This is a genomic window from Streptomyces sp. NPDC003035 (assembly GCF_042888285.1).
Taxonomy (GTDB): Bacteria; Actinomycetota; Actinomycetes; order Streptomycetales; family Streptomycetaceae; genus Streptomyces.
This window is the reverse complement of sequence record NZ_JBIAPJ010000007.1, coordinates 24561-47600: the sequence shown is the minus strand read 5'-3', so window position 1 is coordinate 47600 and position 23040 is coordinate 24561. Positions and strand designations below refer to the sequence as shown.

Genomic DNA, 23040 nt, shown 5'->3' with positions numbered 1-23040 from the left:
ATGACCAACGGCGCACCGCCTCCCCCCGCCCCCAAGCGCTCCCGCGCGCGTACGTTCCTCCCGCCGGCCCTCGCCGTGTGGCTGGTCCTCGAGATCTGGCTGCTCACGATCGTGGCGGGCGCGGCCGGCGGACTGACGGTCTTCGGCCTCCTGGTCGGCGGCGCCGTCCTCGGCACCGTGGTGATCAAGCGGGCCGGACGCCGCGCCTTCAAGAACCTCACTGAGACCTTCCAGCAGGCCCAGGCGGCGGCGCAGGCCGGCGTCGCGCCGACGGCGGCCGAGCGGGCCGGCGCGGGCGACCGCAACGGCTTCCTGATGCTCGGCGGTCTGCTGCTGATGATCCCCGGCCTGATCTCCGACGCGGCCGGCCTGCTGCTGCTCGTCCCTCCCGTGCGCTCCTTCCTCGGCCGGTACGCGGACCGAGTCGCCGAGCGCCGGATGAACGCGGCCCCTCCCGGCAGTCTCCAGGACGCCTTCCAGCAGGCTCGCATGCGTCGCCCCGACGGCAAGGTCGTCCAGGGCGAGGTCATCCGCGAGGACGCGCCCCAGGGGCCGCAGCGCCCCCAGGACCCCCGCCCGCCCCTGACGCCGTAGATCCGCTGACGCCGTAGATCCGCGAACGACGACAACGCCGCGGGGCCCGGTACACCAAGGTGTACCGGGCCCCGCGGCGTCGCTTCGGCCGTGCCGTCCGCCTAGGCGGACTTGCGGCTGTCTCGCGGATGTACGGCGATGTTCATGGCGCCGGAACGAAGGACCGCCAGCCTCTCGGCCAGGACCTCCTCCAGCTCCTCGCGGGTGCGCCGCTCCATGAGCATGTCCCAGTGCGTACGCGCCGGCTTGCCCTTCTTCTCCTCGGGGCCGTCCCCGTCCACCAGGAGTGCCTGGCTGCCGCAGACCTTGCACTCCCACTCCGGCGGAATTTCCGCTTCCACCGAGAAGGGCATCTCAAAACGATGGCCCTTCTCGCATGCGTACTCCACGGCCTGGCGCGGGGCCAGATCGATGCCGCGGTCGGTCTCGTAGCTGGTCACCACGAGGCGCGTGCCGCGAAGAGCTCGCTCACTCATGAATCGTGCCTCCCGGGCTTGTCGCCCACAGGACAGGTGTCGCTGTCGTCGTCATCCGGTCAACGTCCGGTCGGCGGTAAAGATTCCCGTTCCGGGTCATGCGTCGCCCGTCGTGCCGCCCCTTGTTCTACCCACCAGTGCCCGGTTTGTCACATCTGACAGTAGATGTCACCCAGCGTCTTCACTAAAGCAGCACGCAGTAACGGTCCGCCTGGCAGGCCAAAGGCGTACACTACCGGCCTTTTACTGCCGCGTCTAAATTCGCTCCGGAACCGGGTTGCCCGCGGCGGCCACGGCACGCCGCACCGGTACCCGCGCGAGCAGCACGAAACCGGCCGCGAAGAAGATCACCAGAGAGATGATGGCATCCCGGTAGCTCCCGGTCAGCTGATACGCGAGACCGAACACGAGTGGCCCAAGCCAGCTCAGGCCCCGGTCGCTCATCTCGTACGCCGAGAAGTACTCCGCCTCCTTGCCGCGCGGCACCAGATGGGAGAAGAGCGAGCGGGACAACGCCTGGCTCCCGCCGAGGACGAGACCGATCGCCGCCGCGAGACAGAAGAACGCCACCGGCGCGTCGGCCGGCAGGAAGTACCCGGCGGCCAGGATCAGCGTCCAGACGGCCAGGGACGCCAGGATCGTCCGCTTGGCGCCGTACGTACGCGCCATCCGGCCCATGCCGAGCGCCCCGACGACCGCGAGGACCTGGACCAGCAGCACCGCCGTGATCAGCGTCGTCTGCTCCAGGCCCAGCTCCTCCGAGCCGTAGATCGACGCCTGCGAGATCACCGTCTGCACCCCGTCGTTGTAGACGAGATACGCCAGCAGGAAGGAGAGCGTCAGCGGATGGCGCCGCATGTCCCGCAGGGTCTCCCGCAGCTGCCGCCAGCCGCTGCCGACCACACCCTCCCCGTGCGGCCGCACCCGGCGGTCGCGCAGCCGCCGCAGCGGTACGAGCGTGAAAGCGCCCCACCACAGCCCCGCCGAGGCCAGGCAGATCCGCACCGCCGCGCCCTCCGAGAGCCCGAAGGACTCGTGTCCTGAGTACAGGACCAGGTTCATGACCAGGACGAGGGCGCCGGAGGTGTAACCGAAGGCCCAGCCGCGCGAGGAGACCGCGTCCCGCTCGTCGGGCTCGGCGATCTGCGGCAGATACGCGTTGTAGAGCACCATCGAGACCGCAAGCGAGGCGTTCGCCACGATGAGCAGGAACGCCCCGAGCAGATACCGGTCACCGCCCAGGAAGAACATGCCCGCCGTCGCGGCGGCGCCGGTGTACGCGGAGACGGCGAGCAGCGGCTTCTTGCGGCCCGTACGGTCCGCCGCCGCGCCCACCAGCGGCATCACGAGCACCGCCACCACGATCGAGATCGAGACGGAGTAGGCGAAGAGCGAGCCCGCGCGGACCGGGATCCCCAGCGGGTGGACGAACCCCTCCGCGTCCGCCGCCGCCTTGGCGACCGACGTCAGGTAGGGCCCGAGGAACACCGTCAGCACGCTCGTCGAGTACACCGAGCAGGCGAAGTCGTAGAAGTACCAGCCGCGTTGCTCGCGCCTGCGGTCGGCCGGATCGGCGGTGTGCCCCTCCGGCTCGGTGGTGTCGGCAGTCACGGCCCCGGCCCCCTCGTTCGTCCCCGTGGTGGGACGCGCGTCAGACCCACGCGCCCCGGGCGGTCAGCACTGCGCGCAGCGCCTCCAGATGATCGGTCATGATGCCATCCACCCCCAGGTCCAGGAGGGCGTTCATCCGCTCCGGATCGTTGACGGTCCACACGTGCACCTGCAGACCGCGGGCATGGGCCTCACGGACGAAACGGCGGTCCACCACCGGGATGCCGCCCTGGCTCTCCGGGACCTGCGCGGCGACCGCGCCCACGCGCAGCGCCGCCGGGATGCCCCACGAGCGCAGCCGCAGGCCGAGGACCCCCTTCACGCCGTACGAGGTCGCCAGCCGCGCTCCCGCCAGGCGCTGCGCCCGGGCCACCCGGCCCTCGGTGAAGGAACCCACGCAGATCCGGTCCCACGCCCCGGTCCTGCGGATCAGGTCGACCAGCGGCACCAGGGACGACTCGGCCTTCAGGTCCACGTTCCAGCGCGCCTCGGGGAACTCCTCCAGGAGCTCCTCGAAGAGCGGCAGCGGCTCCTTGCCCGCCACGCGCGCCTCGCGGACGGCGTCCCACGGGAGGTCACGGATGCGGCCGGTGGCGTCCGTGACCCGGTCGAGCGTCGCGTCGTGGAAGGCGACCAGCGCCCCGTCCGCCGTGGTGTGCACATCGGTCTCGAAATAGCGGTAACCGGCCGCCGAGGCCTGACGGAAAGCGGCCGCGGTGTTCTCCAGGCCGTCCGCCGTGCCACCGCGATGGGCGAACGGAAGGGGGGACGGGTGGTCGAGGTAGGGGTGGCGTACGCGAGTCACCGCCGCAGTATCGCCTGCTCCGGTGTCCCCGAGGCGACCACGGTGCTGCGCACGTCCTGCTCGGGGATGGCGAAGCGGCGCAGGAAGAACTGCGCGAGCGGACCGATGCTCAGCGCGTACAGGACCGTGCCGACGCCGACCGAACCGCCGAGGAGGAAGCCGGTGGCGACCACCGCGACCTCGATGGCCGTGCGGACCAGGCGGATCGAGCCGCCCGTGAGCCGGTGCAGTCCGGTCATCAGACCGTCGCGCGGGCCGGGGCCGAACCGGGCGGCGATGTAGAGGCCGGTCGCCGCGCCGTTGACGACGATGCCGAGGACCAGCAGGACGATCCGCGCGGGCAGGCCGTGGACGTCCGGCACCAGCGCCAGGGTGCCGTCCATCGCCACACCGATGACGAAGACGTTCGAGACCGTGCCCAGACCCGGCTTCTGCCGGATCGGGATCCACAGGAGCAGCACCGCCGCCCCCACGACGATGGAGACGACGCCGATGGTCAGCCCCGTCCGCTCGGCGAGACCCTGGTGGAGGACGCCCCACGGCTCCAGCCCGAGCCCGCCGCGCACCAGCAGCGCCGAGCTGATCCCGTACAGCGCCAGTCCGACATACAGCTGCGCGAGCCGACGGCTCAGATGACGACCGGTGAGCCGGCCGCGGAGGCCGGAGGCGATGGACAAGGTGATGCCCCCTGTGTGTGGTGGGAGTGGACTGACTCATGACACTCTGTGGCGGGGGAACGTATGCCAACCATGGCCAATTCGATGAAGGCGGACTGACTTACATGGCTCAGTGGACCTCGGCCGTCGGGCCTGCCCAGCTGGCCCGGCAGCTTCAGGCGCAGCAGCCGCGCCCCGCCGGACCCGGCACGCGCAAGCCGCCCGCCTACCGCGCGCTGGCCGACGGCATCCGTCTCCTGGTCCTGGAGGGCCGCGTGCCCGTGGCGGCCCGGCTGCCCGCCGAGCGGGAGCTCGCCGTGGCGCTCACCGTCAGCCGTACGACGGTGGCGGCGGCGTACGAGGCGCTGCGCGCGGAGGGCTTCCTGGAGTCCCGCCGCGGGGCCGGCAGCTGGACCGCCGTACCGGCCGGGAACCCGCTGCCCGCGCGCGGGCTCGAACCCCTGCCGCCGGAGTCGCTCGGCTCGATGATCGACCTCGGCTGCGCGGCGCTGCCCGCGCCCGAGCCGTGGCTGACCCGGAGCGTCCAGGGCGCCCTGGAGGAGCTGCCGCCGTACGCCCACACGCACGGGGACTACCCGGCCGGCCTGCCCGCGCTGCGGCAGACACTCGCCGACCGGTACACCGAGCGGGGCATCCCGACGATGCCCGAACAGATCATGGTCACCACCGGCGCGATGGGTGCCATCGACGCGATCTGCCATCTCTTCGCCGGGCGCGGCGAGCGGATCGCCGTCGAGTCGCCGTCGTACGCCAACATCCTCCAGCTCATGCGGTCGGCGGGCGCCCGGCTCGTGCCCGTCGCGATGGCCGACGGGCTGACCGGCTGGGACCTGGGCCGTTGGCGGCAGGTGATGCGGGATGCGGCGCCGCGGCTCGCGTACGTCGTCGCCGACTTCCACAACCCGACGGGCGCCCTGGCCGACGACGACCAGCGGCGGCAGCTCGTCGACGCGGCCCGCTCGGCCGGCACGGTCCTCGTCGTCGACGAGACGATGTCCGAGCTGTACCTGGAGGACGACCTGGAGATGCCGCGGCCCGTCTGCGCCTTCGACCCGGCGGGTGCGACGGTGCTGACGGTCGGCTCGGCGAGCAAGGCGTTCTGGGCGGGCATGCGGATCGGCTGGGTGCGGGCCGCGCCCGACGTGATCCGCTCGCTGGTGGCGGCGCGGGCCTACGCGGACCTGGGCACCCCCGTCCTGGAGCAGCTCGGCGTCAACTGGCTGATGAACACCGGCGGCTGGGAGCAGGCCGTCACCATCCGCCGTACCCAGGCGCGGGAGAACCGCGACGCGCTGGTCGCGGCGGTACGGGCCGAGCTCCCGGAGTGGGAGTTCGAGGTCCCGCGCGGGGGCCTGACGCTCTGGGTCCGCACGGGCGGCCTCTCCGGCTCGCGGATCGCCGAGGTCGGCGAGCGGGTGGGCGTACGGGTGCCGTCGGGACCGCGATTCGGCGTGGACGGCGCCTTCGAGGGGTACGTCCGGCTGCCGTTCACGGTGGGCGGCCCGGTCGCGGAGGAGGCGGCGGCGCGCCTGGCGGCGGCGGCCCGCCTGGTGGAATCGGGCGCGGGGGCGGGCGTGGAGCCCTCACGGGCGTTCGTGGCGTAGGACGTCCCCGCCGCGTCGGCTGACGTCCCGCAGGACAGACCACCCGCCTGCCCCCCGGTGTGGGCACCCGCCCCCGTTCCTCCCCCCTGTTGTGGGCATTCGTTCCGCTGGGGCGATGGGGGTCCCCCCGGACGGAGTCTGGGGGAGGGTGGGCACAACGGACGGCGCCCTTGCGGGCGCCTCCGCCCCGAGCACCCACGCCCACCCCGAGGGCCCTGCACGCGTAACGGCCCCGGGGTGCGGGGACCCACGAGCGGAACGCGCCCGCAAAGGCGCCGTCCCGTGTACCCACCCGTCCCTCCCCCTAGGGCTTCGCCCTGGGGGGACCCCCATGCGGGACGAATGCCCACACGGAGGGGGTGGGCACGTGGGTGGTCAGCCCTCCGCTGGGACCGGGGTGTGGCGTGGGGGCGGTCCGTGACCCGCTTCGGGGGCGGGGGCGGGGTGTGCCACCGCGGCGCGGCCGGAGACGAGGTCCGTGACCGGAACCGGCACCGTTGCCGGGCCGGGGCCGGGGTCCGGGGCCGAGCCGGGGGCCGGCTCCACCGCAGTCGCCGTGGCGGTCTGCCGCTCCGGCAGCAGCGCCAGGACGGCCTGACGGTGCGCCTCGCTCGTCGCGTCGTCGTACGGATCGGGCGTCGCCGGCACCTGCAGGCGAAGCACCTGGCCGGTACCGAGCCGGGCGTAGCCACGGCCGGGCGGGACGACCGGCACCGGAGTGGTGTGCGGCCCGACGCCCAGCACCGACGCGATCTGCTCCGAGGAGGCCGGGCCCAGCACGACCCGGGCGCGGGTGTGCGTCCGTACCGTCTCGCTCAGCGCGTCCACGCTGTCGAACTGCTCCGCCACCACCACCGTGACCTGCGCGGCCCTGCCGTGCCGCAGCGGCACCTGCAGGAGGTCCTGGGGGTCGGGACGGCCGGCCGCCGCCGCCAGGTGGCCGAGGACGCTCGGCCGGTCGAGCAGGATCCACAGCGGGCGCCTGGTGTCGTCGGGCGCGGGACGGCCCGCCTGACGGGCCCGGTTCGCGGCGATCAGCCGCCGCTCGGTCTCGTGCGCCGCCCACTCCAGGCTCGCCAGTGCCCCCGTGAGGCCGCACTCGACGGCCAGCACGCCGGCGCGGCCGGTCAGACAGGCGTACTCGCCCGTGCCGCTGCCCTCGACGATCAGCACGTCGCCGTGCGGCAGGGCCTGCAGCGCGATGGAGCGCAGGAGGGAGGTCGTGCCGCTGCCGGGCTGGCCTACGGCGAGCAGATGCGGCTCCGTCGAGCGCGGACCGGTGCGCCAGACCACCGGAGGCGCGTCCTCCGCCCCGTCGGCGGCCTGGACCGGCACCGTCCGCTGCACGGCGTCGGCGTCGGTGAAGCCGAGGACCGTCTCACCCGGCACGGTGACGAAGCGCTGCGCGGCGATCGTCGTCGGGAGGGCGGGCAGCACGGTCATGACGAGCTGGTTGGCCTCCTCGTCCCAGTCGAAGAGGTACTCGCGGCCGCGACCGGACTTGGCGTGCAGCAACTGCTCGATCCGGGCGCGGGAGGCCGCCTCCCCGTCGGTGAAGTACGCGGGGTACGTGATGCGCAGGCGGGTGAGCCGCCCGCTGTCGTCGAAGGCGTGGTCCCCGAACGCGCCGCTCCAGTCGCCGCCGTGGGCGAAGAGCGGGGCCGGGTCCTCGGGGACGGAGAAATACGGCACCAGCGCCTCGTAGAGGCCCTTGAGCCGCTCGATCTCGGCGTCGTCGGGCCCGGTCCTCGCGACCGGGCGCTCCCGCCCCTTCCACGCTGCCGCGCCCATCACCGCGACCATGGCCAGCAGCGGGCCGTACGGGACGAGGGCGACGACGAGGACGCAGGCCGCGACCAGGAACAGCGTGGGACCGCGCCGCTCCTTGGGTGTCGCGGCCCACCTGGCGCGCGCGGTCGCGGCCAGCTTCCGCAGACCACGCGTGATGGTGATCAGCGGATGGAGCACATCGGTGGCGCTGTCGGCGGCCGTGCGCGCGATCTCTCGACTGCGAGCGATCCGGTCGCTGCCGCTGCTCAGAATGCGGGGGAGTGGTCGCCGGGCCACGTCGTACTCCTGAAGTTGTGGAAGGGGCTGAAGAGCGTCAGAACTTGATCCCGCCCAGAAGGCTGGCGAGGCTCTGGCCGCCCGCGGTGATGCTCGGGGCGATGGCGGTGCCGGCGAGGTAGAAGCCGAACAGCGCGCTGACGAGGGCGTGGGAGGCCTTCATCCCGTCCTTCTTGAAGAACAGGAAGGAGATGATGCCGAGCAGGACGACCATGGAGATGGACATGATCATGAGGAGTTCTCCTGGTTGAGGGGACAGTCACCATGAGTCCTTCCAGGTTCACAGGAAGTATCTATGCGATTAAAGGTGCAATAGGGTGAAAGACGGGCGATTTCACTTGACTGGCGGATGTGGGGGGCTTGTCCGAGTGGCGAAATGCGCGGAGCGCGCTAGGTGATCTTTGCCGTGGACGCGCCCCGTCATGTCGCGGGACGGGCAGTACCCTGTCGATTCACTCGTACGGCCTCGGCTGCCGTGCGCAGGTCACAGGCACGACGTACAGGTCGCGTGCACGAGGCATACGTCACGTGCGCGATGGAACGGAAAGGCGGACACGTCCGATGAGCGAGACTCCGGACCCCGAGGTCATCGAGCTGGCGAGCAAGGTCTTCGACCTCGCGCGTACAGGGGACGCCGAGACGCTGGCCGCATACGTCGACGCCGGCGTGCCGGCCAACCTGACCAACGACAAGGGCGACTCCCTCGTCATGCTCGCCGCCTACCACGGGCACGCGGAGGCGGTCGCCGCCCTGCTGGCCCGGGGCGCCGACGCGGACCGCGCCAACGACCGCGGTCAGACCCCGCTCGCCGGCGCGGTCTTCAAGGGCGAGGACGCCATCGTCCGCGCGCTGCTCGCCGGCGGCGCAAATCCGGAAGCGGGGACTCCGTCTGCCGTGGATACTGCTCGGATGTTTGGGAAGGCAGAACTCCTGGAGCTGTTCGGCACCCGGTGAAGATCCAGGTGAACGGGCACTGAACCCCAGGTGAGAGCGGTGTCGTAAATGTGGTCGCGGTGGCGAAATGGCTGGGTCATCATGACGTCGGGCCCGCAAGGGGTCACCGACGAGAGGCAGAGGAAGATGGTCAACACCAAGCGAAGGACGACGGGCGGCCCTCCATGTTGCTGCGCGGCCTAGGCGATCACCACTCCCCGGTACTCCCCGGTCGTGTCGACAGCTTGATGTGAGGCATCTTCCATGTTCGAACCAGTCATAGCGCCGAGCGGCACCCTGCTCGGCCTGTTGCAGAGGGGCCGCGGCGACGGCACCCTGCACGCACTCGCCGCGCCACGCGCCGAGGCCCTCGCGGCCCTCAACCACTGCGTTCTCCACGACCCCCGCCAGGACTGGCAGGTCGAGAACCGCTCCCTCTACTACGCACGCCTGTACCTCGATCTGCACGGCGGGCTCACCGAGATCGAGACCCACCTCTTCGGGGCCGAGGACCACTTCGACACCGAGGAGAACAGGACCGGGCTCGCGCTCGCCGTCCTGGGGCACCTCGCCTCCTACGGCCGCCAGGACGCCCTGGTACTGCTCCGGCGGTACGCCGCGACCGGCACCAACTGGGCGTGGGCGCTCGACGAGCTCGCCCTGCGCGACGACGACGCAGGACTGCGCGCGCTCGCCGTCCCGGTCCTCGCCCGATTCCCGGCCACCCCGGAGGGCGACGCCGAGCTGGCGAGCACCGTACGGGACGCCTTCGAGCCCCGGCCGTGGCGGCTGTGGGCCGAGGACCAGCGGGACGCCGTCGGTGCCCGCGTCAGGGCCGCCCAGGAACAGGGCTCCTTCGACCGCTGGCAGCGCCAGATGCGACCGAGCGGGCCCCGGCCCGGCTGGAGCGTCCAGGCGGTCTTCGACTGGGCCCAGGAGGGTCTGGAGCGCGGCGCCGTGCTGCACGGGCCCGCCGCCCGCTGCCTGACCGCCGTCGCCGGACCCGAGGACCGGCCCGTCATCGTCGAGGCCGCCCGCAGCGGACCCGACGGGGCGCGCTGTGCCGCCCTGCACTACCTCGCCGAATCGCGCGACCCCGTCGTGCTCGACCTCGTCGAGGCAGCCGCCGGCAGCGGCTCCCGTACCGTCGCCGAGGCCGCCGTCGCCGCGTTCGAGCGCATGTGCGGCGAGGCCGCCGTCGACCGGGCCCGCGGCTGGGTCCACCGGCCCGACGCGCTCGGCGCTGCCGCCGCGGGCGTCCTCGCCTCCCGGGGCGGCGCCCAGGACGCCATGCTCGTGCTCGGCGCCCTGCGTGAGACGGTCCGGGCCGAAGGCCCGGACGCGACCGCTCTGTACACGCTCGTCGACGGCGCCGGCCGCCTCGGCATCGCCTGCGCCGCCCCTGTGCTGCGCCACGTCTACCGAGAGACGGCCTCCTCCCAACTGCGCGGCCGCACGGCCCGCGCCCTCGCGGCCACCGACCCGACTTTTCCGACGGGTTTCGCCGTCGAATGCCTCTGGGACTGCGAGGAGACCACGCGCGAGGTCGCGGCGTTGCACGCCGAGACCGGTGACGTACGGGTCGCGGAGCGACTGCGCCGCCTGGCGGCCGACCCGGCCGAGGAGGCCGAGGTCCAGACGGCGGTCCGCAACCGCATAGGGCCGGACCTTCAGGTCTGAGCGAAGCTGCCCCGCCCCGCGCCACCGGGGGGGCGGGGCGGGCGCGTGGCGCCCCGTGGCGAGAGGTGTGGCGGGGTCTCCACCTCACCGACCCGCTCTGGACCGACGACCGGTCCCTGTGGAGCGCCGACCGGCTCCACCCCGGCGAGCGCGGCCACCGAGCCGTCGCCACACGATTCCACGCGCTCCTGACCGCCCGAGGCCTCGCCCACGGCACGGCTCCCACTCCCGAACCCGAGCAGCCCCCGCCGACCCGTACGGAGGCGCTGCGGTGGCTCGCCGCCGCAGGGACCGGCTGGGTCGCCCGGCGCTGCCACGACCTGTTGCCGCAGCTGCTGCACCTGGCGACCGCCGAGCTGCGCCACTGGGCGGGCGGCACCGGTGCCCGGCTCGACCGGCGGGCCGAACACGCCCTGGCCGCCGCCCTCGCGGCGGTGTCGCTGGAGGCTCCGGTGGCCACAATGGGGGAATGACCGGGCGCTGGGAGTTCTGGATCGACCGCGGCGGAACCTTCACCGACATCGTGGGCCGGCGGCCCGACGGGCGGCTCGTCACCCGCAAGCTCCTCTCGCACGACCCGGCCCGCCCCCACGACGCCGCCGTCGCGGGGATACGCCTCCTCCTCGGGCTCGGTGCCGACGAGCCGGTCCCCGCCGACCGGATCGACGTCGTCAAGATGGGCACCACCGTCGCCACCAACGCCCTCCTGGAGCGGCGCGGCGAGCCGACCGTCCTCCTCGTCACCGAGGGCTTCCGCGACGCCCTGCGCATCGCCTACCAGAACCGTCCCCGGCTCTTCGACCGCCACATCGTGCTCCCCGAGGCCGTCTACGAACGAGTGATCGAGGTCCCCGAGCGGGTCGACGCCCACGGCCGCGTCGTCAGGCCGCTCGACGAGGACGCCGTCGCCGAGGAGCTGCGGGCGGCCCACCGCGACGGCTACCGCTCCGCGGCGGTCGTCCTCCTGCACGGCTACCGGCACCCCGCCCACGAGACCCGGATCGGCGACCGCGCCCGCGCGCTGGGCTTCACCCAGGTCAGCTGCTCCCACGAGGTCAGCCCGCTCATCAAGCTCGTGCCCCGAGGCGACACCACCGTCGTCGACGCCTACCTCTCCCCGATCCTGCGCCGGTACGTCGACGAGGTGGCCCGCGAACTCGCCGGAATCCGGCTGATGTTCATGCAGTCCAACGGGGGCCTGCGCGAGGCCGCCCATTTCCGGGGCAAGGACGCCGTCCTGTCCGGACCGGCCGGCGGTGTCGTCGGGATGGCCCGCACCTCGGAACAGGCGGGGTTCGACCGGGTCATCGGCTTCGACATGGGCGGCACATCCACCGATGTGTCGCACTACGCGGGCGCGTTCGAACGTGAACTGGGCACACAGGTCGCCGGCGTGCGGATGCGCGCCCCGATGATGAACATCCACACCGTCGCCGCGGGCGGCGGCTCCGTCCTCCACTACGACGGGCAGCGCTACCGCGTCGGCCCCGACTCCGCGGGCGCCGTTCCGGGCCCCGCCTGCTACCGCCGCGGCGGACCGCTCACCGTCACGGACGCCAATCTGATGCTCGGCCGCGTCCAGCCCGACCACTTCCCGGCCGTCTTCGGGCCGGACGGCGACCAGCCGCTCGACGCCACCGTCGTCCGCGAGAAGTTCACCGCCCTCGCCGAGGAGATCGGCGGCGGACGCACCCCCGAGGAGGTCGCGGCCGGCTTCCTGGAGATCGCCGTGCTCAACATGGCCAACGCCGTCAAGAAGATCTCCGTCCAGCGAGGCCACGACATCACCCGCTACGCCCTCACCAGCTTCGGCGGCGCGGGCGGCCAGCACGCCTGTGCCGTCGCCGACGCCCTGGGCGTGGACACCGTCCTCGTACCGCCGCTGGCCGGCGTGCTCTCCGCGTACGGCATCGGCCTCGCCGACGCCACCGCCATGCGTGAGCAGTCGGTCGAGGCGGAGCTCGACGCGCCCGGGACGCACGCGCGCGTGACGGAGCTCTGCACCGAACTCGCCGGGAGGACCAGGGGAGAGCTGCGCGCCGACGGACTGCTCGACGGCGCGATCACCGCCCACGCGCGCGTGCTGCTGCGCTACGCCGGCACGGACGCGAGCCTCCAGGTCGACCTCGCCGGCGCCGAGGAGATGACGCGCGCGTTCACGGCCCTCCACCGCGCGCGATATGCCTTCACCATGGACAAGCCGCTCGTCGTCGAGGCCGTCTCCGTGGAGGCCGTGGGCACCACCGGGCCGCACGGTCCGGTGGCCGTCGAGGCGGGTGCACGCGAAGGCGCGCTCGCACCCCGGGCGACGGTACGGATGCACGGCGCGGGCCCGGGCAGCGACACGGTCACCGGCCCCGGCAGCGGCCCCAGCCCCGCCCCCGCCCCCGCCCCCGCCAACGACACCCCGCTGTACCGGCGTGAGGACCTTCGTCCCGGCGACACCGTCACCGGCCCCGCGATCCTCGCCGAGGCCGACGCCACCACCGTCGTCGACCCCGGCTGGCAGGCCACGGCGGGCGACGGCGGACACCTCGTCCTCACCCGCGCACGACCCCGCCCCGCGCGGGTCGCGGTCGGCACGGACGTCGACCCGGTCCTCCTGGAGGTCTTCAACAACCTCTTCATGTCGATCGCCGAGCAGATGGGCGTCCGCCTGGAGAACACCGCCCACTCCGTCAACATCAAGGAGCGACTCGACTTCTCCTGCGCCCTGTTCGATGCCGAGGGCAACCTCATCGCCAACGCCCCGCACATCCCCGTCCACCTCGGTTCCATGGGCGAGTCCATCAAGGAGGTGCTGCGGCGCGGCGGGGACTCCCTCCGACCCGGTGACGTCTACGCGATCAACGACCCCTACCACGGCGGCACCCACCTCCCGGACGTCACGGTGGTGACACCGGTCTTCGACGACGCCGGCGCCGACCTGCTGTTCCTCGTCGCCTCGCGCGGGCATCACGCCGAGATCGGCGGCATCACCCCCGGCTCCATGCCGGCGTTCAGCCGGACCGTCCACGAGGAGGGCGTCCTCTTCGACAACTGGCTGCTCGTACGGGACGGGCGGCTGCGGGAGGACGAGACGCGGGCCCTGCTGACCGGAGCGCGCCACCCCTCCCGCGACCCGGCCACCAACCTCGCCGACCTGCGCGCCCAGATCGCCGCCAACGAGAAGGGCATCGAGGAACTGCGCGCCATGGTCCGACAGTTCGGCATCGATGTCGTCCACGCCTACATGCGGCACGTGCGCGCCAACGCGGAGGAGTCCGTGCGGCGGATCGTGGCCGGGCTCAGGGACGGCTCGTACCGCTACGAGACCGACGGCGGCGCGATCGTCCAGGTGGCGGTCCGCGTCGACCACGAACGGCGTTCCGCGGTCCTCGACTTCGCCGGAACGTCCCCCCAGCAGCCGGGCAACGCCAACGCGCCGACCTCCGTCGTGACGGCCGCCGTCCTGTACGTCTTCCGCACCCTCGTCGACGACGACATCCCCCTCAACAGCGGTTGCCTGGAACCCCTGGAGGTGCGCGTGCCGCCCGGCTCCATGCTCGCCCCCACCTATCCGGCCGCCACGGTCGCCGGCAACGTGGAGACCTCCCAGGCGGTCACCGGCGCCCTGTACGCGGCCCTCGGCGTCCAGGCCGAGGGCTCGGGCACGATGAACAACGTGACCTTCGGCAACGCGCGCGTGCAGTACTACGAGACGGTCGCCAGCGGCTCGGGCGCGGGGAACGGCTTCGACGGGGCCGACGCCGTGCAGACCCACATGACCAACTCCCGGCTCACCGACCCCGAGATCCTGGAGTGGCGCCACCCGGTCCGGGTGGACTCCTTCGCCGTACGCCGGGACAGCGGTGGGGCCGGCCGATGGCACGGCGGCAACGGCGTCGAACGCCGCATCCGCTTCCTGGAACCGATGACCGTGACGCTGCTGACCGGCCACCGCAGGGTGCCGCCCTACGGCATGGCCGGCGGGCGGCCCGGGGTCCTGGGGGAGAACCTGGTCGAACGCGCCGACGGCACCGTCGAGCACCTCGGCGGCGTCGACACGACCGAGGTGGGCCCGGACGACGTCCTGGTCCTGCGGACCCCGGGCGGGGGAGGCTACGGCCCCGCCCGGGGTCCGCACACGGTCTAGCCCAGCGGCACGAATCGCACCGCGGTCCCCGGCACCGCCTGCGCCGCCGCCGCCAGGTCGGACTCCCGCACCACCGCCACCACCGGATAGCCGCCGGTCGTCGGATGGTCCGCGAGGAAGACCACCGGCCGGCCGTCCGGCGGCACCTGGAGCGCGCCCAGGACCATGCCCTCGCTGGGGAGTTCGCCGGTGAGGGCCCGCTCCAGGGGCGGGCCCTCGGTGCGCAGACCGATCCGGTTGCTCGACGGGGAGACGCGGTACGCGCGCGTGGCGAGGGTGTGGAGCGCCGCACTCGTGAACCAGTCGTGCCGCGGCCCGAGCCGGACCCGCAGGACGAGTTCGTCCGGCGGGCCCGGCCAGGGCGGAGCGTCGACCGGCACCCGTACGCCCGATTCCACGCCCAGCGGGAGCACGGCCCCGTCGGCCAACGGCGCCGGGCCGAGCCCGGACAGCAGGTCGGTGGAGCGGCTGCCGAGGACGGGATCGACGGCGATCCCGCCGCCGAACCCCACGTACGCGCGCAGGCCGCGCACCGCCGCGCCGACCTCGAGGAGCGCCCCGGCCGGGACCCGTACCGCCGTGCCCCAGGCGACCGCGCGCCCGTCGACGGAGACCGGGCACGGCGCGCCGCCCACCGCGACGGTCACCGCGCACCGGGGCCGCACCGCGCACCCGTTGACCGTGGTCTCCAGGACGGCCGCGCCCTCCGGATTGCCGACCAGTCGGTTCACGAGCCGCGCCGCCCCCGGGTCCAGCGCCCCGGAGCGGGGCACGCCCAGATGCGCGTGTCCGGTCCGCCCCAGGTCCTGCACGGTCGTCAGCGCCCCGGCCCGGACGACGGCGACAGCACGATCGGTCACCGGCTCCCCGCGCTCTCCACCACGAAACGCACCCGCGAGCCGGGCGTCAGCAGCGCGGCGGGCTCACGGCCCGCGTCCCACAGCACCGCGTCCGTGGAACCGATCAGCTGCCAGCCGCCGGGTGACGAGCGCGGGTACACGCCCGTGTACGGCCCCGCCAGCGCCACCGACCCTGCCGGGACGGCCGTGCGCGGGGTGGCCCTGCGGGGCACCTGGTACTGCTCGCCGAGCCCGGTCAGATAGCCGAAGCCCGGCGCGAACCCGCAGAAGGCGACCCGGAACTCGGTGCCCGAGTGGATCCGGACCGCCGTCTCCACGGACACCCCCCACCGCGCGGCGACCTCGGCCAGATCAGGACCGTCGTAGCGGACCGGCACCTCGACGGCCCGCTCCACGCGCGCGTGGAGGGGCGGAATCGACCATTCCCGCAGCTGCCCGGCCAGCAGGTCGGGCGCGTCGACCCCGTCGAGCAGCACCGTCCGCGCCGCCGGCACGATCTCCCGTACGGAGGGCAGCGCACCGCCCGCCCGCCGGCGCAGCAGCTCGGCGTGGAACGCCTCCGTCTCGCTCCCGCTCGTCAGCTCGACGAGCAGCGCCCGCTCGCCCACCCGGAACACCCGCCGCGCCTTCATACGAACGCCTCCACGCTCACACCGCTCGCCTCCAGCCGGGCGCGGACCCGACGGGCGAGGCCGACCGCGCCCGGGGTGTCGCCGTGCAGGCAGAGCGACCGCGGCCGTACGGCGACGGACCGCCCGCAGTGCGCGGTCACGACCCCGAAGCGGGCCATGGACACCGACCGTTCGACGACCTCCGCCGGATCGGTGACGACGGCCCCCTCCTGCCCCCGTGGCAGCAGGGAGCCGTCCGCCTTGTACGCCCGGTCGCCGAACGCCTCGGCGACGACGGGCAGCCCCGCCTTCTCGGCGGCCTCGTGGAGCCGAGAGCCCGGAAGGCCGAGCACGGGGAGCCCGCCGCCCGCGAGGAGCACCCCGTCCACGACGGCGGCGGCCTGCTCCTCGTCGCGGACCACCCGGTTGTACAGGGCGCCGTGCGGCTTGACGTACGAGACCGCCGAGCCGGCGGCCCGGGCGAAGACGCCGAGCGCGCCGATCTGGTACGCGACCTCGGCCGCCAGCTCGTCGGCCGGCACGTCCATGGAGCGCCGGCCGAAGCCGGCCAGGTCCCGGTACGAGACCTGAGCCCCGATCCGTACACCTCTCGCGGCCGCCAGCTCGCAGACGCGCCGCATGGTGACCGCGTCCCCTGCGTGAAAGCCGCAGGCCACGTTGGCGCTGGTGACCACGGAGAGCAGCTCCTCGTCGTCGGTCAGCGTCCAGCGGCCGAAGCCCTCTCCGAGGTCGGCGTTGAGATCGATCGAGGCCCAGGTCATGGTGACGGTTCCTTCCTTCCCGGGACGTGCGGTGGTGCGGACGTGCGGTGGTGCGGATGTGCGGTGGTGCGGATGTGCCGTGGTGCGGACGTGCCGTGGTGCGGCGGTGCGGGTCAGGCCGCGACGCGGTACTCGACGTCGCGCACATCGGTGACGAGCATCCGCCCCGGCGCGTGGGTGATCGCGAACGGCGGGCGCGACGCCATCACGGCGGCCTGCGGGGTGACCCCGCACGCCCAGAAGACCGGTACGTCCCCGGGCTCCGCCACGACCGCGTCCCCGAAGTCGGGGCGGCCCAGGTCGCCGATGCCCAGCGCCGCCGGGTCCCCCACGTGCACGGGCGCCCCGTGCACGGCGGGCAGCAGTCCGCTGAGCCGCCGCGCCGTGGGGACGAGGTCCGCCGGTACGGGGCGCATCGAGACCACCATCGGCCCGTGCAGCCGCCCGGCGGGCCGGCACGCCCGGTCGGTGACGTACATGGACACGTTCCGGCCCTGGTCGACATGGCGCAGCGGAACTCCGGCCTCCGCGAGCAGGCCCTCGAAGGTGAAGCTGCAGCCGATGAGGAACGAGACCAGGTCGCCGCGCCAGTACGGCGTCACCTCGGTCGGTTCGTCGACGAGTCGCCCGTGCTCCCACACGCGGTAGCGCGGGATGTCCGTCCGGAGGTCGGCGCCGGGAGCGAGCTCCGTGGTCCACGACCCGGCGTCGGTGACGTCGAGGACGGGGCAGGGCTTGGGGTTGCGCGTGCAGAACAGCAGCACGTCGTACGCCCACTCCGCGGGCACCGAGATGAGGTTGGCCTGGGCGTGGCCCGGAGCCCAGCCGGCCGTCGGGGCGGTGGATCCGGCTCGGGCACGCGCGCGTGCCGCCCGTGGGTCGAGAACGGTCGGGGAGGTCATACCAGTTCCTTTCCGCGGGTCTCCGGAAGTCCGAGGAGCGCGAGCACCGCCAGGCCGTAACCGATCGCCCCGAAGACCAGCGCGCCACCGACGCCCCAGCTCTCGGCGAGGAAGCCCACCAGCGTGGGGAAGACGGCGCCCACCGCGCGCCCGGTGTTGTACGTGAAGCCCTGCCCCGTGCCCCGTACCGCCGTCGGGTACAGCTCCGCGAGGAAGGATCCGAAGCCGCTGAAGATGGCCGACATGCAGAAGCCGAGGGGGAAACCGAGGACGAGGAGGAGCGTGTTCGCCCCGGAGGGGATGTTCGTGTAGGCGAGGACGGAGAGCGCGGACAGCGCGGCGAAGAGGGCGATGTTCTTCTTCCGGCCGAGCCGGTCCGTGAGGTAGCCCCCGGTCAGATAGCCGATGAACGCCCCGGAGATCAGGAAGGTCAGATAGCCGCCGGTGCCGACCACCGTGAGTCCGCGTTCCGTCTTCAGGAAGGTCGGGACCCAGGTGGCGAGGGTGTAGTAGCCGCCCTGCACGCCGGTCGACAGGAGCACCGCGTAGAGCGTCGTGCGCAGCAGCGGCCCCTTGAAGATGCTGGTGAACGAGCCGCGTTCGGCGGAGGTGCGCCGGACCTCGGCGGCCTGCGGCGCGTCCTCGACGTTCCGCCGGACGTAGACCACGAGGAGCGCCGGCAGGGCGCCCGTCCAGAACATGACCCGCCACGCGGTGTCGGCGTCGACGAACTGGAAGACCAGGGTGTAGACGATCACCGCGAGCCCCCAGCCGGCCGCCCAGGCGCTCTGGATGCCGCCGAGGGTACGGCCCCGGTGCTTGGCGGAGGCGTACTCGGCGACCAGGATCGCGCCGACGGCCCACTCGCCGCCGAATCCGAGGCCCTGGAGAGCCCGGAAGACCAGCAGGGTCTCGTAGTTGGGCGCGAAGCCGCACAGCACGGTGAAGAGCGCGTAGGTGATGACCGTGATCATCAGCGCCTTCACCCGGCCGATGCGGTCGGCGAGGATGCCGGCCAGCGCGCCGCCGATCGCCGAGACGACCAGGGTGACCGTGGTCAGCAGGCCGGTCTGGCCCTTGTCGAGACTGAAGTAGGCGGCGATGGCCACCATCGAGAGCGGCAGGGTGAAGAAGTCGTAGGAATCCAGGGCGTATCCGCCGAACGCGCCGCCGAAGGCGCGGCGGCCGCGCGGCCCGAGGGCCCGCAGCCAGGCGAACGCGCCCGTGTCGTCGGGCCGTTCGCCCTGGGTCTGCTGCTGGGTCTGTGTCGTGCTCATGTGCACCTCGCAGAGGGGGAGGAGCGTGCCTGAGAGACGTACCGAAGGACCGTGCGGTGTCGACAACGTAGAGGATCGTTGAACGATCCGACAAGAGGTATGTCGTCACGTTCTTGTTTCCGCGAGGCACCTGCGATTGACTCGGCCGCGGACGACGGAGGGAACGAAGCGCAGTGGGCGACATCGACGAACTGGCGGACGACCGGGCGCTGCTCGGGCGTACCAGCACGGCGGAACGGGTGGCGGACATCCTGCGCACCCGGATCGCCGAGGGCTTCTTCCCGCCCGGCACCCGGCTGTCCGAGGACAGCATCGGCGGAGCCCTCGGCGTGTCCCGCAACACCCTGCGCGAGGCGTTCCGGCTGCTCACCCACGAGCGGCTGCTCGTCCACCGGCTCAACCGGGGCGTCTTCGTCCGGGTCCTCACGGTCGAGGACGTCGCCGACATCTACCGCACCCGCCGCCTCGTCGAATGCGCGGTCGTCCACGACCTGGGGCAGCCGCCGTTCGCCGTCGACGGCCTCGCCGCCGCCGTCGAGGAGGGCGAGCGGGCGGCCCGCGCGGCGGACTGGAAGGGTGTCTCCACCGCCAACATCCACTTCCACCGCGAACTGGTCGCCCTGGCCGGCAGCGCGCGCACGGACGAGCTGATGCGGAGCGTCTTCGCCGAACTCCGTCTCGCCTTCCACGTCGTGGGCGACCCCCGCGGCCTGCACGAGCCGTATCTCGTACGAAACCGGGAGATTCTGAAAGCGCTGCTCGCCGGCGAACGCGCGACGGCGGAACGCCTCCTCGCTCGCTATCTCGACGACTCCCGCACCCGGATCGTGGAGGTCTACGCGAAGGCGGTCGACGAGCCGGAGTCCCCGGAGCCGCCTGAGGCCTGAGCGGGCCGGTCGCATCTGCGCCGTTTCGACCGTTGTCGGTGCGAGGACCTAATCTGTGCAGCGTGACTTCGCCTGCCTCGACGGACCTCGTTCCGCCCCAGCTCAGCGCGGGGCCGCGGCCCGCGCAGGGCCCGGCCGCCGACGAAGGGCTCGCGCGGCGCCTCCGCGCGCTCGCGTGCACCGCGCCGCTGCACGACCTGGACACCCGCAAGGCGAACCTGGCGGGCGAGTACTCGGTCTACGCGATGGCCGAGGTCGCCCTCGCCGCCATCGACCTCGTCACGCTCAACATGGACTTCGACACCGGCGCCGACCACGAGCAGATCGTCGCCCGTCTCCTGCCCCGCGTCGCCGCCCAGGCGCCCACCCGCCCGGCCGCCGAGCACGAGCGGGTCGCCCGCTGGGTCCTCGAGAACCTGATCAACGTCGGCAGCGTCGACCGCGGCTTCCGCGCCGTCTACGGCACCTTCGGCGCCGACGGCGTCTACACCCGCCGCGACTACGACTTCAAGCTGGTCGAAGAGGTCCCCGGCTACGGCGGAGGCGTCTACCTCCGGACCACCGACGAGGCGGTCAACGTCCTCGTCGGCGCCCTCGACACCGACGTCACCAGCGCCCAGATCGCGGCCGAGGTGAAGCTCGAGGTCCTCATCAGCCGCGGCCGGCTCGCCGACGCCCAGCTCGCCGCCGAGCAGGCGCGGTACCGGACCGTGCAGTACGCAGAGAGCCTCCGCAAGACCCTGGAGGCGACCCGGCGCAACGTCCGCGCGGTGGACTGGCTGCGGGCCGTCCCGGACATGATCGCCGAGGCACTCGACCACGTCGCCGACCGCTACCGCCATGAGAACGCGATCCTCACCAACATCCGCAAGGCGCGCGACGAGGCCGAGGAGCCGGAGCACAAGCGCCGCGCCGCCGAGCTCGTCGACATCGTCAAGGACTGCATCCGCCGCCATACGCAGCTCCAGTCCCGCCTTCTGGAGGCCGGACCGCTCTTCCGCGCCGAGCAGGACCGGCAGGCCTTCGCCGCCCCCACCTCGTACACCGGGATAGACCTGTACGGGCAGCTCGTGGCACCGATCCTGCCGCTCCCCGTCGAGCAGGCGATCAAGGTCACGGACGCCTTCTTCGCCCGGGGCACGGGACTGCGCACCCCTGCCTCCGTGCGCGTCGGCGACCTGGTCGAGATGCTGCTCACGCCGCCGGTCGAGCGGGAGCACCTCGGCGCGGAGATGCCCGAGCCGGATCTGATCGCGACGCCCGACGACAGCCGCTTCAGCGAGGAGCAGCTGGCGAGCGCGATGGAGCTGCTCGACCTGGAGCACGACGCGCCCCGCCGGCTCTCCGGCCTCCTCGCCGACGCCCGCCGCCGCGACCCCGACCTCCCGTACCTGGTCGCCCTCCTCGCCGTCCACGCCGCGAGCCCACCGGTCGGCACCGCGTACCGCCAGGGCGAGGAGCGCCTGCTCTTCGCCGTCGACGACGGCACCCCGCTCGACGACCCGGAATTCGGCGGCGCCGACCTGATAGTGGGTACGGCGTTGCTGGACGCGCTCGGCATGGCGGCGGACCGCTCGGAGGCCTCATGACCACGGACCAGCCGCCCACCACGGCCATCTCCCGGCCGTCCCGGGCGCCGGCGGCGGGCGGGGCCGCGGTCCCCGGCGGCGCGTCGACGGAGACGGAGACCTCGGTCGAGGGCGCGATGGAGGCCATTTCCTCGGGCGAGGCCGAGGCGCTGGGCGGCTCATCGGCCGAGGACGAGACCTCGGTGCCCGGCGAGGCGCCGGCCGCAGATGGGAGCGAATCGCCCGTCGAGCCTCCGCCGACGGGCGAGGCCGAGGCCCTGGGCGGCTCATCGGCCGAGGACGAGACCTCGGTGCCCGGCGAGGCGCCGGCCGCGGCCACGCGTGGCTCGTCCGGCGGCGGCGAGCCTGCCGCCCCGGGGCAGGGCCCCGCTGCGGGCGGGAACCCCGCCGAGGCCGGGCCCTCGCCGCGGCGGATGGCGGTCGGGGTCGTGGTCACGTCCGCGCCGGCCCGTCGCGGTCCCGCGCCCTACGTGCGGGCCGTCCGGCTGACGGCCGTCGCGGACGCGCCGGGCGACTCCGCCGAGGTCCCCGCCCGGCGGGCGCCGGTAAGCGTCACACCCGTCCGCCTGCCCCTGACACCCCCCGTCCCCAGCGCCCCACCGACCAGCCGTACCGAGGAGCCCCAGCCGTGAGCGAACACCACGCCGAGCACGCCGACGCGTGGAGCGAGCCGGAGCCCCCGCTCACCCCCGCCGCACCCGCCGCCGTCACCCCCGCGGACGCCGCCGACGCCGCACGGCTCGTCTCGTTCGGGCTCCAGCCCAAGCTGATGCCCGCCCGCGACGCCGAGTACGCCGAACTGCTCCGGCGCTACCGCGAGGACCCCGCCTTCGCGCGCCTCGCCGACGCCGTCGCCACCGGCCTCGGACTCATCGTCCTGGAGGTCTCCCCGCGCGCGGGCATGGCCGTCACCGCCGACGAGGACTCCGTCTTCGCCGTCCGCATGGGCGACTACGCCCGCCGCGCCTCGACCGACTCCGCCGACCGGTTCCTGCACGGCCTCGCCCACCTCGCCGTCGCCGCCATGGCCTTCCCCCGCCCCGAGGACCTCGCCGACGACGGCTACATCGGCCGCCTCACCGTCAACGGCGTCGACGCCTTCGTACGCCAGGCGTGCCGCCGCCTCGAGGAGCGCGCCGAGGAGCAGGGCGAGAACACCGACCCCACCTCCGACGCCCCCGGCCTGGAGGCCGCCTGGCGGATCTACGCCCGCCGCAGCTCCACCGGCGCCACCAAGGACGCCCGCCGCCTCGCCGGTTCCACCACCGGCATCGTCGGCAAGGCCGTCGCCTTCCTCACCGACTCCGGTTTCCTCCAGCGCACCGGTGACGACGCCGGCGGCGCCTACCGCACCACCGCCCGCTACCAGCTCCAGGTGCGTGACATGGCCGGCAGCGCCGCCATGGCCGAGCTCCTCGACCTCGGCGTCGTCCCCGTCAGTGACGGCACCGCGACGCTCCTGCCGCCGCCCGAGGGCGACGACCTGGAGCTCGCCGCCGACGCCGGCCTGCCCTTCCACGCCTGATCCACGAACGAGACGACGAGAGTCC

Annotated in this window: 20 protein-coding genes and 1 pseudogene; 10 read left to right on the top strand and 11 right to left on the bottom strand. The window is 73.4% G+C overall.

What is annotated here, in order from left to right; all coding sequences use genetic code 11:
• Positions 1-594: an FxsA family membrane protein gene (gene fxsA, locus ACFYV5_RS22660; RefSeq protein WP_389171228.1), complete on the top strand. Its 594-nt coding sequence runs from the start codon at positions 1-3 to the stop codon at positions 592-594.
• A gap of 101 nt (positions 595-695) precedes the next feature.
• Here fxsA and ACFYV5_RS22655 read toward each other — a convergent pair whose 3' ends face one another.
• The 4 genes from ACFYV5_RS22655 to ACFYV5_RS22640 form a co-directional block, all read right to left on the bottom strand.
• A complete protein-coding gene (locus tag ACFYV5_RS22655; RefSeq protein ID WP_026278069.1) occupies positions 696-1070 on the bottom strand; it encodes an RNA polymerase-binding protein RbpA in 375 nt (124 codons plus the stop codon).
• Positions 1071-1325: 255 nt separating this feature from the next.
• On the bottom strand, positions 1326-2681 hold the full coding sequence (locus tag ACFYV5_RS22650; protein ID WP_389171226.1) for an MFS transporter: 1356 nt from the start codon (positions 2679-2681) through the stop codon (positions 1326-1328).
• Positions 2682-2721: 40 nt separating this feature from the next.
• Positions 2722-3486, bottom strand: coding sequence for a glycerophosphodiester phosphodiesterase family protein (locus ACFYV5_RS22645; protein ID WP_389171224.1), 765 nt, complete (start codon positions 3484-3486; stop codon positions 2722-2724).
• A complete protein-coding gene (locus ACFYV5_RS22640) occupies positions 3483-4163 on the bottom strand; it encodes a YitT family protein (protein ID WP_389171221.1) in 681 nt (226 codons plus the stop codon). The genes ACFYV5_RS22645 and ACFYV5_RS22640 overlap by 4 nt, the downstream gene beginning before the upstream one ends.
• A 104-nt stretch (positions 4164-4267) precedes the next feature.
• Here ACFYV5_RS22640 and ACFYV5_RS22635 point away from each other — a divergent pair, with 104 nt between their 5' ends.
• Positions 4268-5767 (top strand): PLP-dependent aminotransferase family protein, encoded by a 1500-nt coding sequence (locus ACFYV5_RS22635; protein ID WP_389171218.1) that lies wholly within the window; start codon positions 4268-4270, stop codon positions 5765-5767.
• Between the two features lie 375 nt (positions 5768-6142).
• Here ACFYV5_RS22635 and ACFYV5_RS22630 read toward each other — a convergent pair whose 3' ends face one another.
• Both ACFYV5_RS22630 and ACFYV5_RS22625 read right to left on the bottom strand, forming a co-directional pair.
• Positions 6143-7834 (bottom strand): hypothetical protein, encoded by a 1692-nt coding sequence (locus tag ACFYV5_RS22630; RefSeq protein WP_389171215.1) that lies wholly within the window; start codon positions 7832-7834, stop codon positions 6143-6145.
• A 37-nt stretch (positions 7835-7871) separates the two neighbouring features.
• Positions 7872-8066: a hypothetical protein gene (locus tag ACFYV5_RS22625; RefSeq protein WP_355111640.1), complete on the bottom strand. Its 195-nt coding sequence runs from the start codon at positions 8064-8066 to the stop codon at positions 7872-7874.
• Positions 8067-8395: 329 nt separating this feature from the next.
• Here ACFYV5_RS22625 and ACFYV5_RS22620 point away from each other — a divergent pair, with 329 nt between their 5' ends.
• From ACFYV5_RS22620 to ACFYV5_RS22605, 4 genes and pseudogenes are all read left to right on the top strand, one after another.
• Positions 8396-8788 (top strand): ankyrin repeat domain-containing protein, encoded by a 393-nt coding sequence (locus ACFYV5_RS22620; protein WP_389171211.1) that lies wholly within the window; start codon positions 8396-8398, stop codon positions 8786-8788.
• Between the two features lie 243 nt (positions 8789-9031).
• The gene (locus tag ACFYV5_RS22615) at positions 9032-10447 is read left to right on the top strand and encodes a HEAT repeat domain-containing protein (RefSeq protein ID WP_389171208.1); all 1416 of its coding nucleotides are present in this window, start codon (positions 9032-9034) and stop codon (positions 10445-10447) included.
• Between the two features lie 77 nt (positions 10448-10524).
• A pseudogene (locus ACFYV5_RS22610) lies at positions 10525-10920 on the top strand (SGNH/GDSL hydrolase family protein); the annotation flags it as partial.
• Positions 10917-14582, top strand: a complete 3666-nt coding sequence (locus ACFYV5_RS22605) for a hydantoinase B/oxoprolinase family protein (protein WP_389171205.1) — start codon at positions 10917-10919, stop codon at positions 14580-14582. The pseudogene ACFYV5_RS22610 and the gene ACFYV5_RS22605, both read left to right, overlap by 4 nt.
• Here ACFYV5_RS22605 and ACFYV5_RS22600 read toward each other — a convergent pair.
• From ACFYV5_RS22600 to ACFYV5_RS22580, 5 genes are all read right to left on the bottom strand, one after another.
• Entirely contained in the window at positions 14579-15442 is an 864-nt protein-coding gene (locus ACFYV5_RS22600) for a biotin-dependent carboxyltransferase family protein (protein ID WP_389171202.1), read from the bottom strand. The genes ACFYV5_RS22605 and ACFYV5_RS22600 overlap by 4 nt on opposite strands.
• Positions 15439-16074: a 5-oxoprolinase subunit PxpB gene (gene pxpB / locus ACFYV5_RS22595; RefSeq protein WP_355111633.1), complete on the bottom strand. Its 636-nt coding sequence runs from the start codon at positions 16072-16074 to the stop codon at positions 15439-15441. The genes ACFYV5_RS22600 and pxpB overlap by 4 nt, the downstream gene beginning before the upstream one ends.
• The gene (locus ACFYV5_RS22590) at positions 16071-16835 is read right to left on the bottom strand and encodes a LamB/YcsF family protein (RefSeq protein WP_389171197.1); all 765 of its coding nucleotides are present in this window, start codon (positions 16833-16835) and stop codon (positions 16071-16073) included. Before ACFYV5_RS22590 ends, pxpB begins: the two co-directional genes overlap by 4 nt.
• Positions 16836-16948: 113 nt before the next feature.
• The gene (locus ACFYV5_RS22585) at positions 16949-17737 is read right to left on the bottom strand and encodes a putative hydro-lyase (protein ID WP_389171194.1); all 789 of its coding nucleotides are present in this window, start codon (positions 17735-17737) and stop codon (positions 16949-16951) included.
• Positions 17734-19014, bottom strand: a complete 1281-nt coding sequence (locus tag ACFYV5_RS22580; RefSeq protein ID WP_389171192.1) for an MFS transporter — start codon at positions 19012-19014, stop codon at positions 17734-17736. Before ACFYV5_RS22580 ends, ACFYV5_RS22585 begins: the two co-directional genes overlap by 4 nt.
• A 173-nt stretch (positions 19015-19187) precedes the next feature.
• On the opposite strand from ACFYV5_RS22580, the gene ACFYV5_RS22575 reads away from it, so the two are divergent.
• The 4 genes from ACFYV5_RS22575 (at position 19188) to ACFYV5_RS22560 (ending at position 23015) form a co-directional block, all read left to right on the top strand.
• The gene (locus ACFYV5_RS22575; protein WP_389171189.1) at positions 19188-19901 is read left to right on the top strand and encodes a GntR family transcriptional regulator; all 714 of its coding nucleotides are present in this window, start codon (positions 19188-19190) and stop codon (positions 19899-19901) included.
• A 62-nt stretch (positions 19902-19963) separates the two neighbouring features.
• Entirely contained in the window at positions 19964-21490 is a 1527-nt protein-coding gene (locus ACFYV5_RS22570) for a hypothetical protein (protein ID WP_355111625.1), read from the top strand.
• Positions 21487-22122, top strand: coding sequence for a hypothetical protein (locus ACFYV5_RS22565; RefSeq protein ID WP_389171186.1), 636 nt, complete (start codon positions 21487-21489; stop codon positions 22120-22122). Before ACFYV5_RS22570 ends, ACFYV5_RS22565 begins: the two co-directional genes overlap by 4 nt.
• Complete coding sequence (locus ACFYV5_RS22560) at positions 22119-23015, top strand: hypothetical protein (RefSeq protein ID WP_389171183.1); 897 nt, start codon at positions 22119-22121, stop codon at positions 23013-23015. Before ACFYV5_RS22565 ends, ACFYV5_RS22560 begins: the two co-directional genes overlap by 4 nt.
• The last annotated feature ends 25 nt before the right edge of the window (positions 23016-23040 follow it).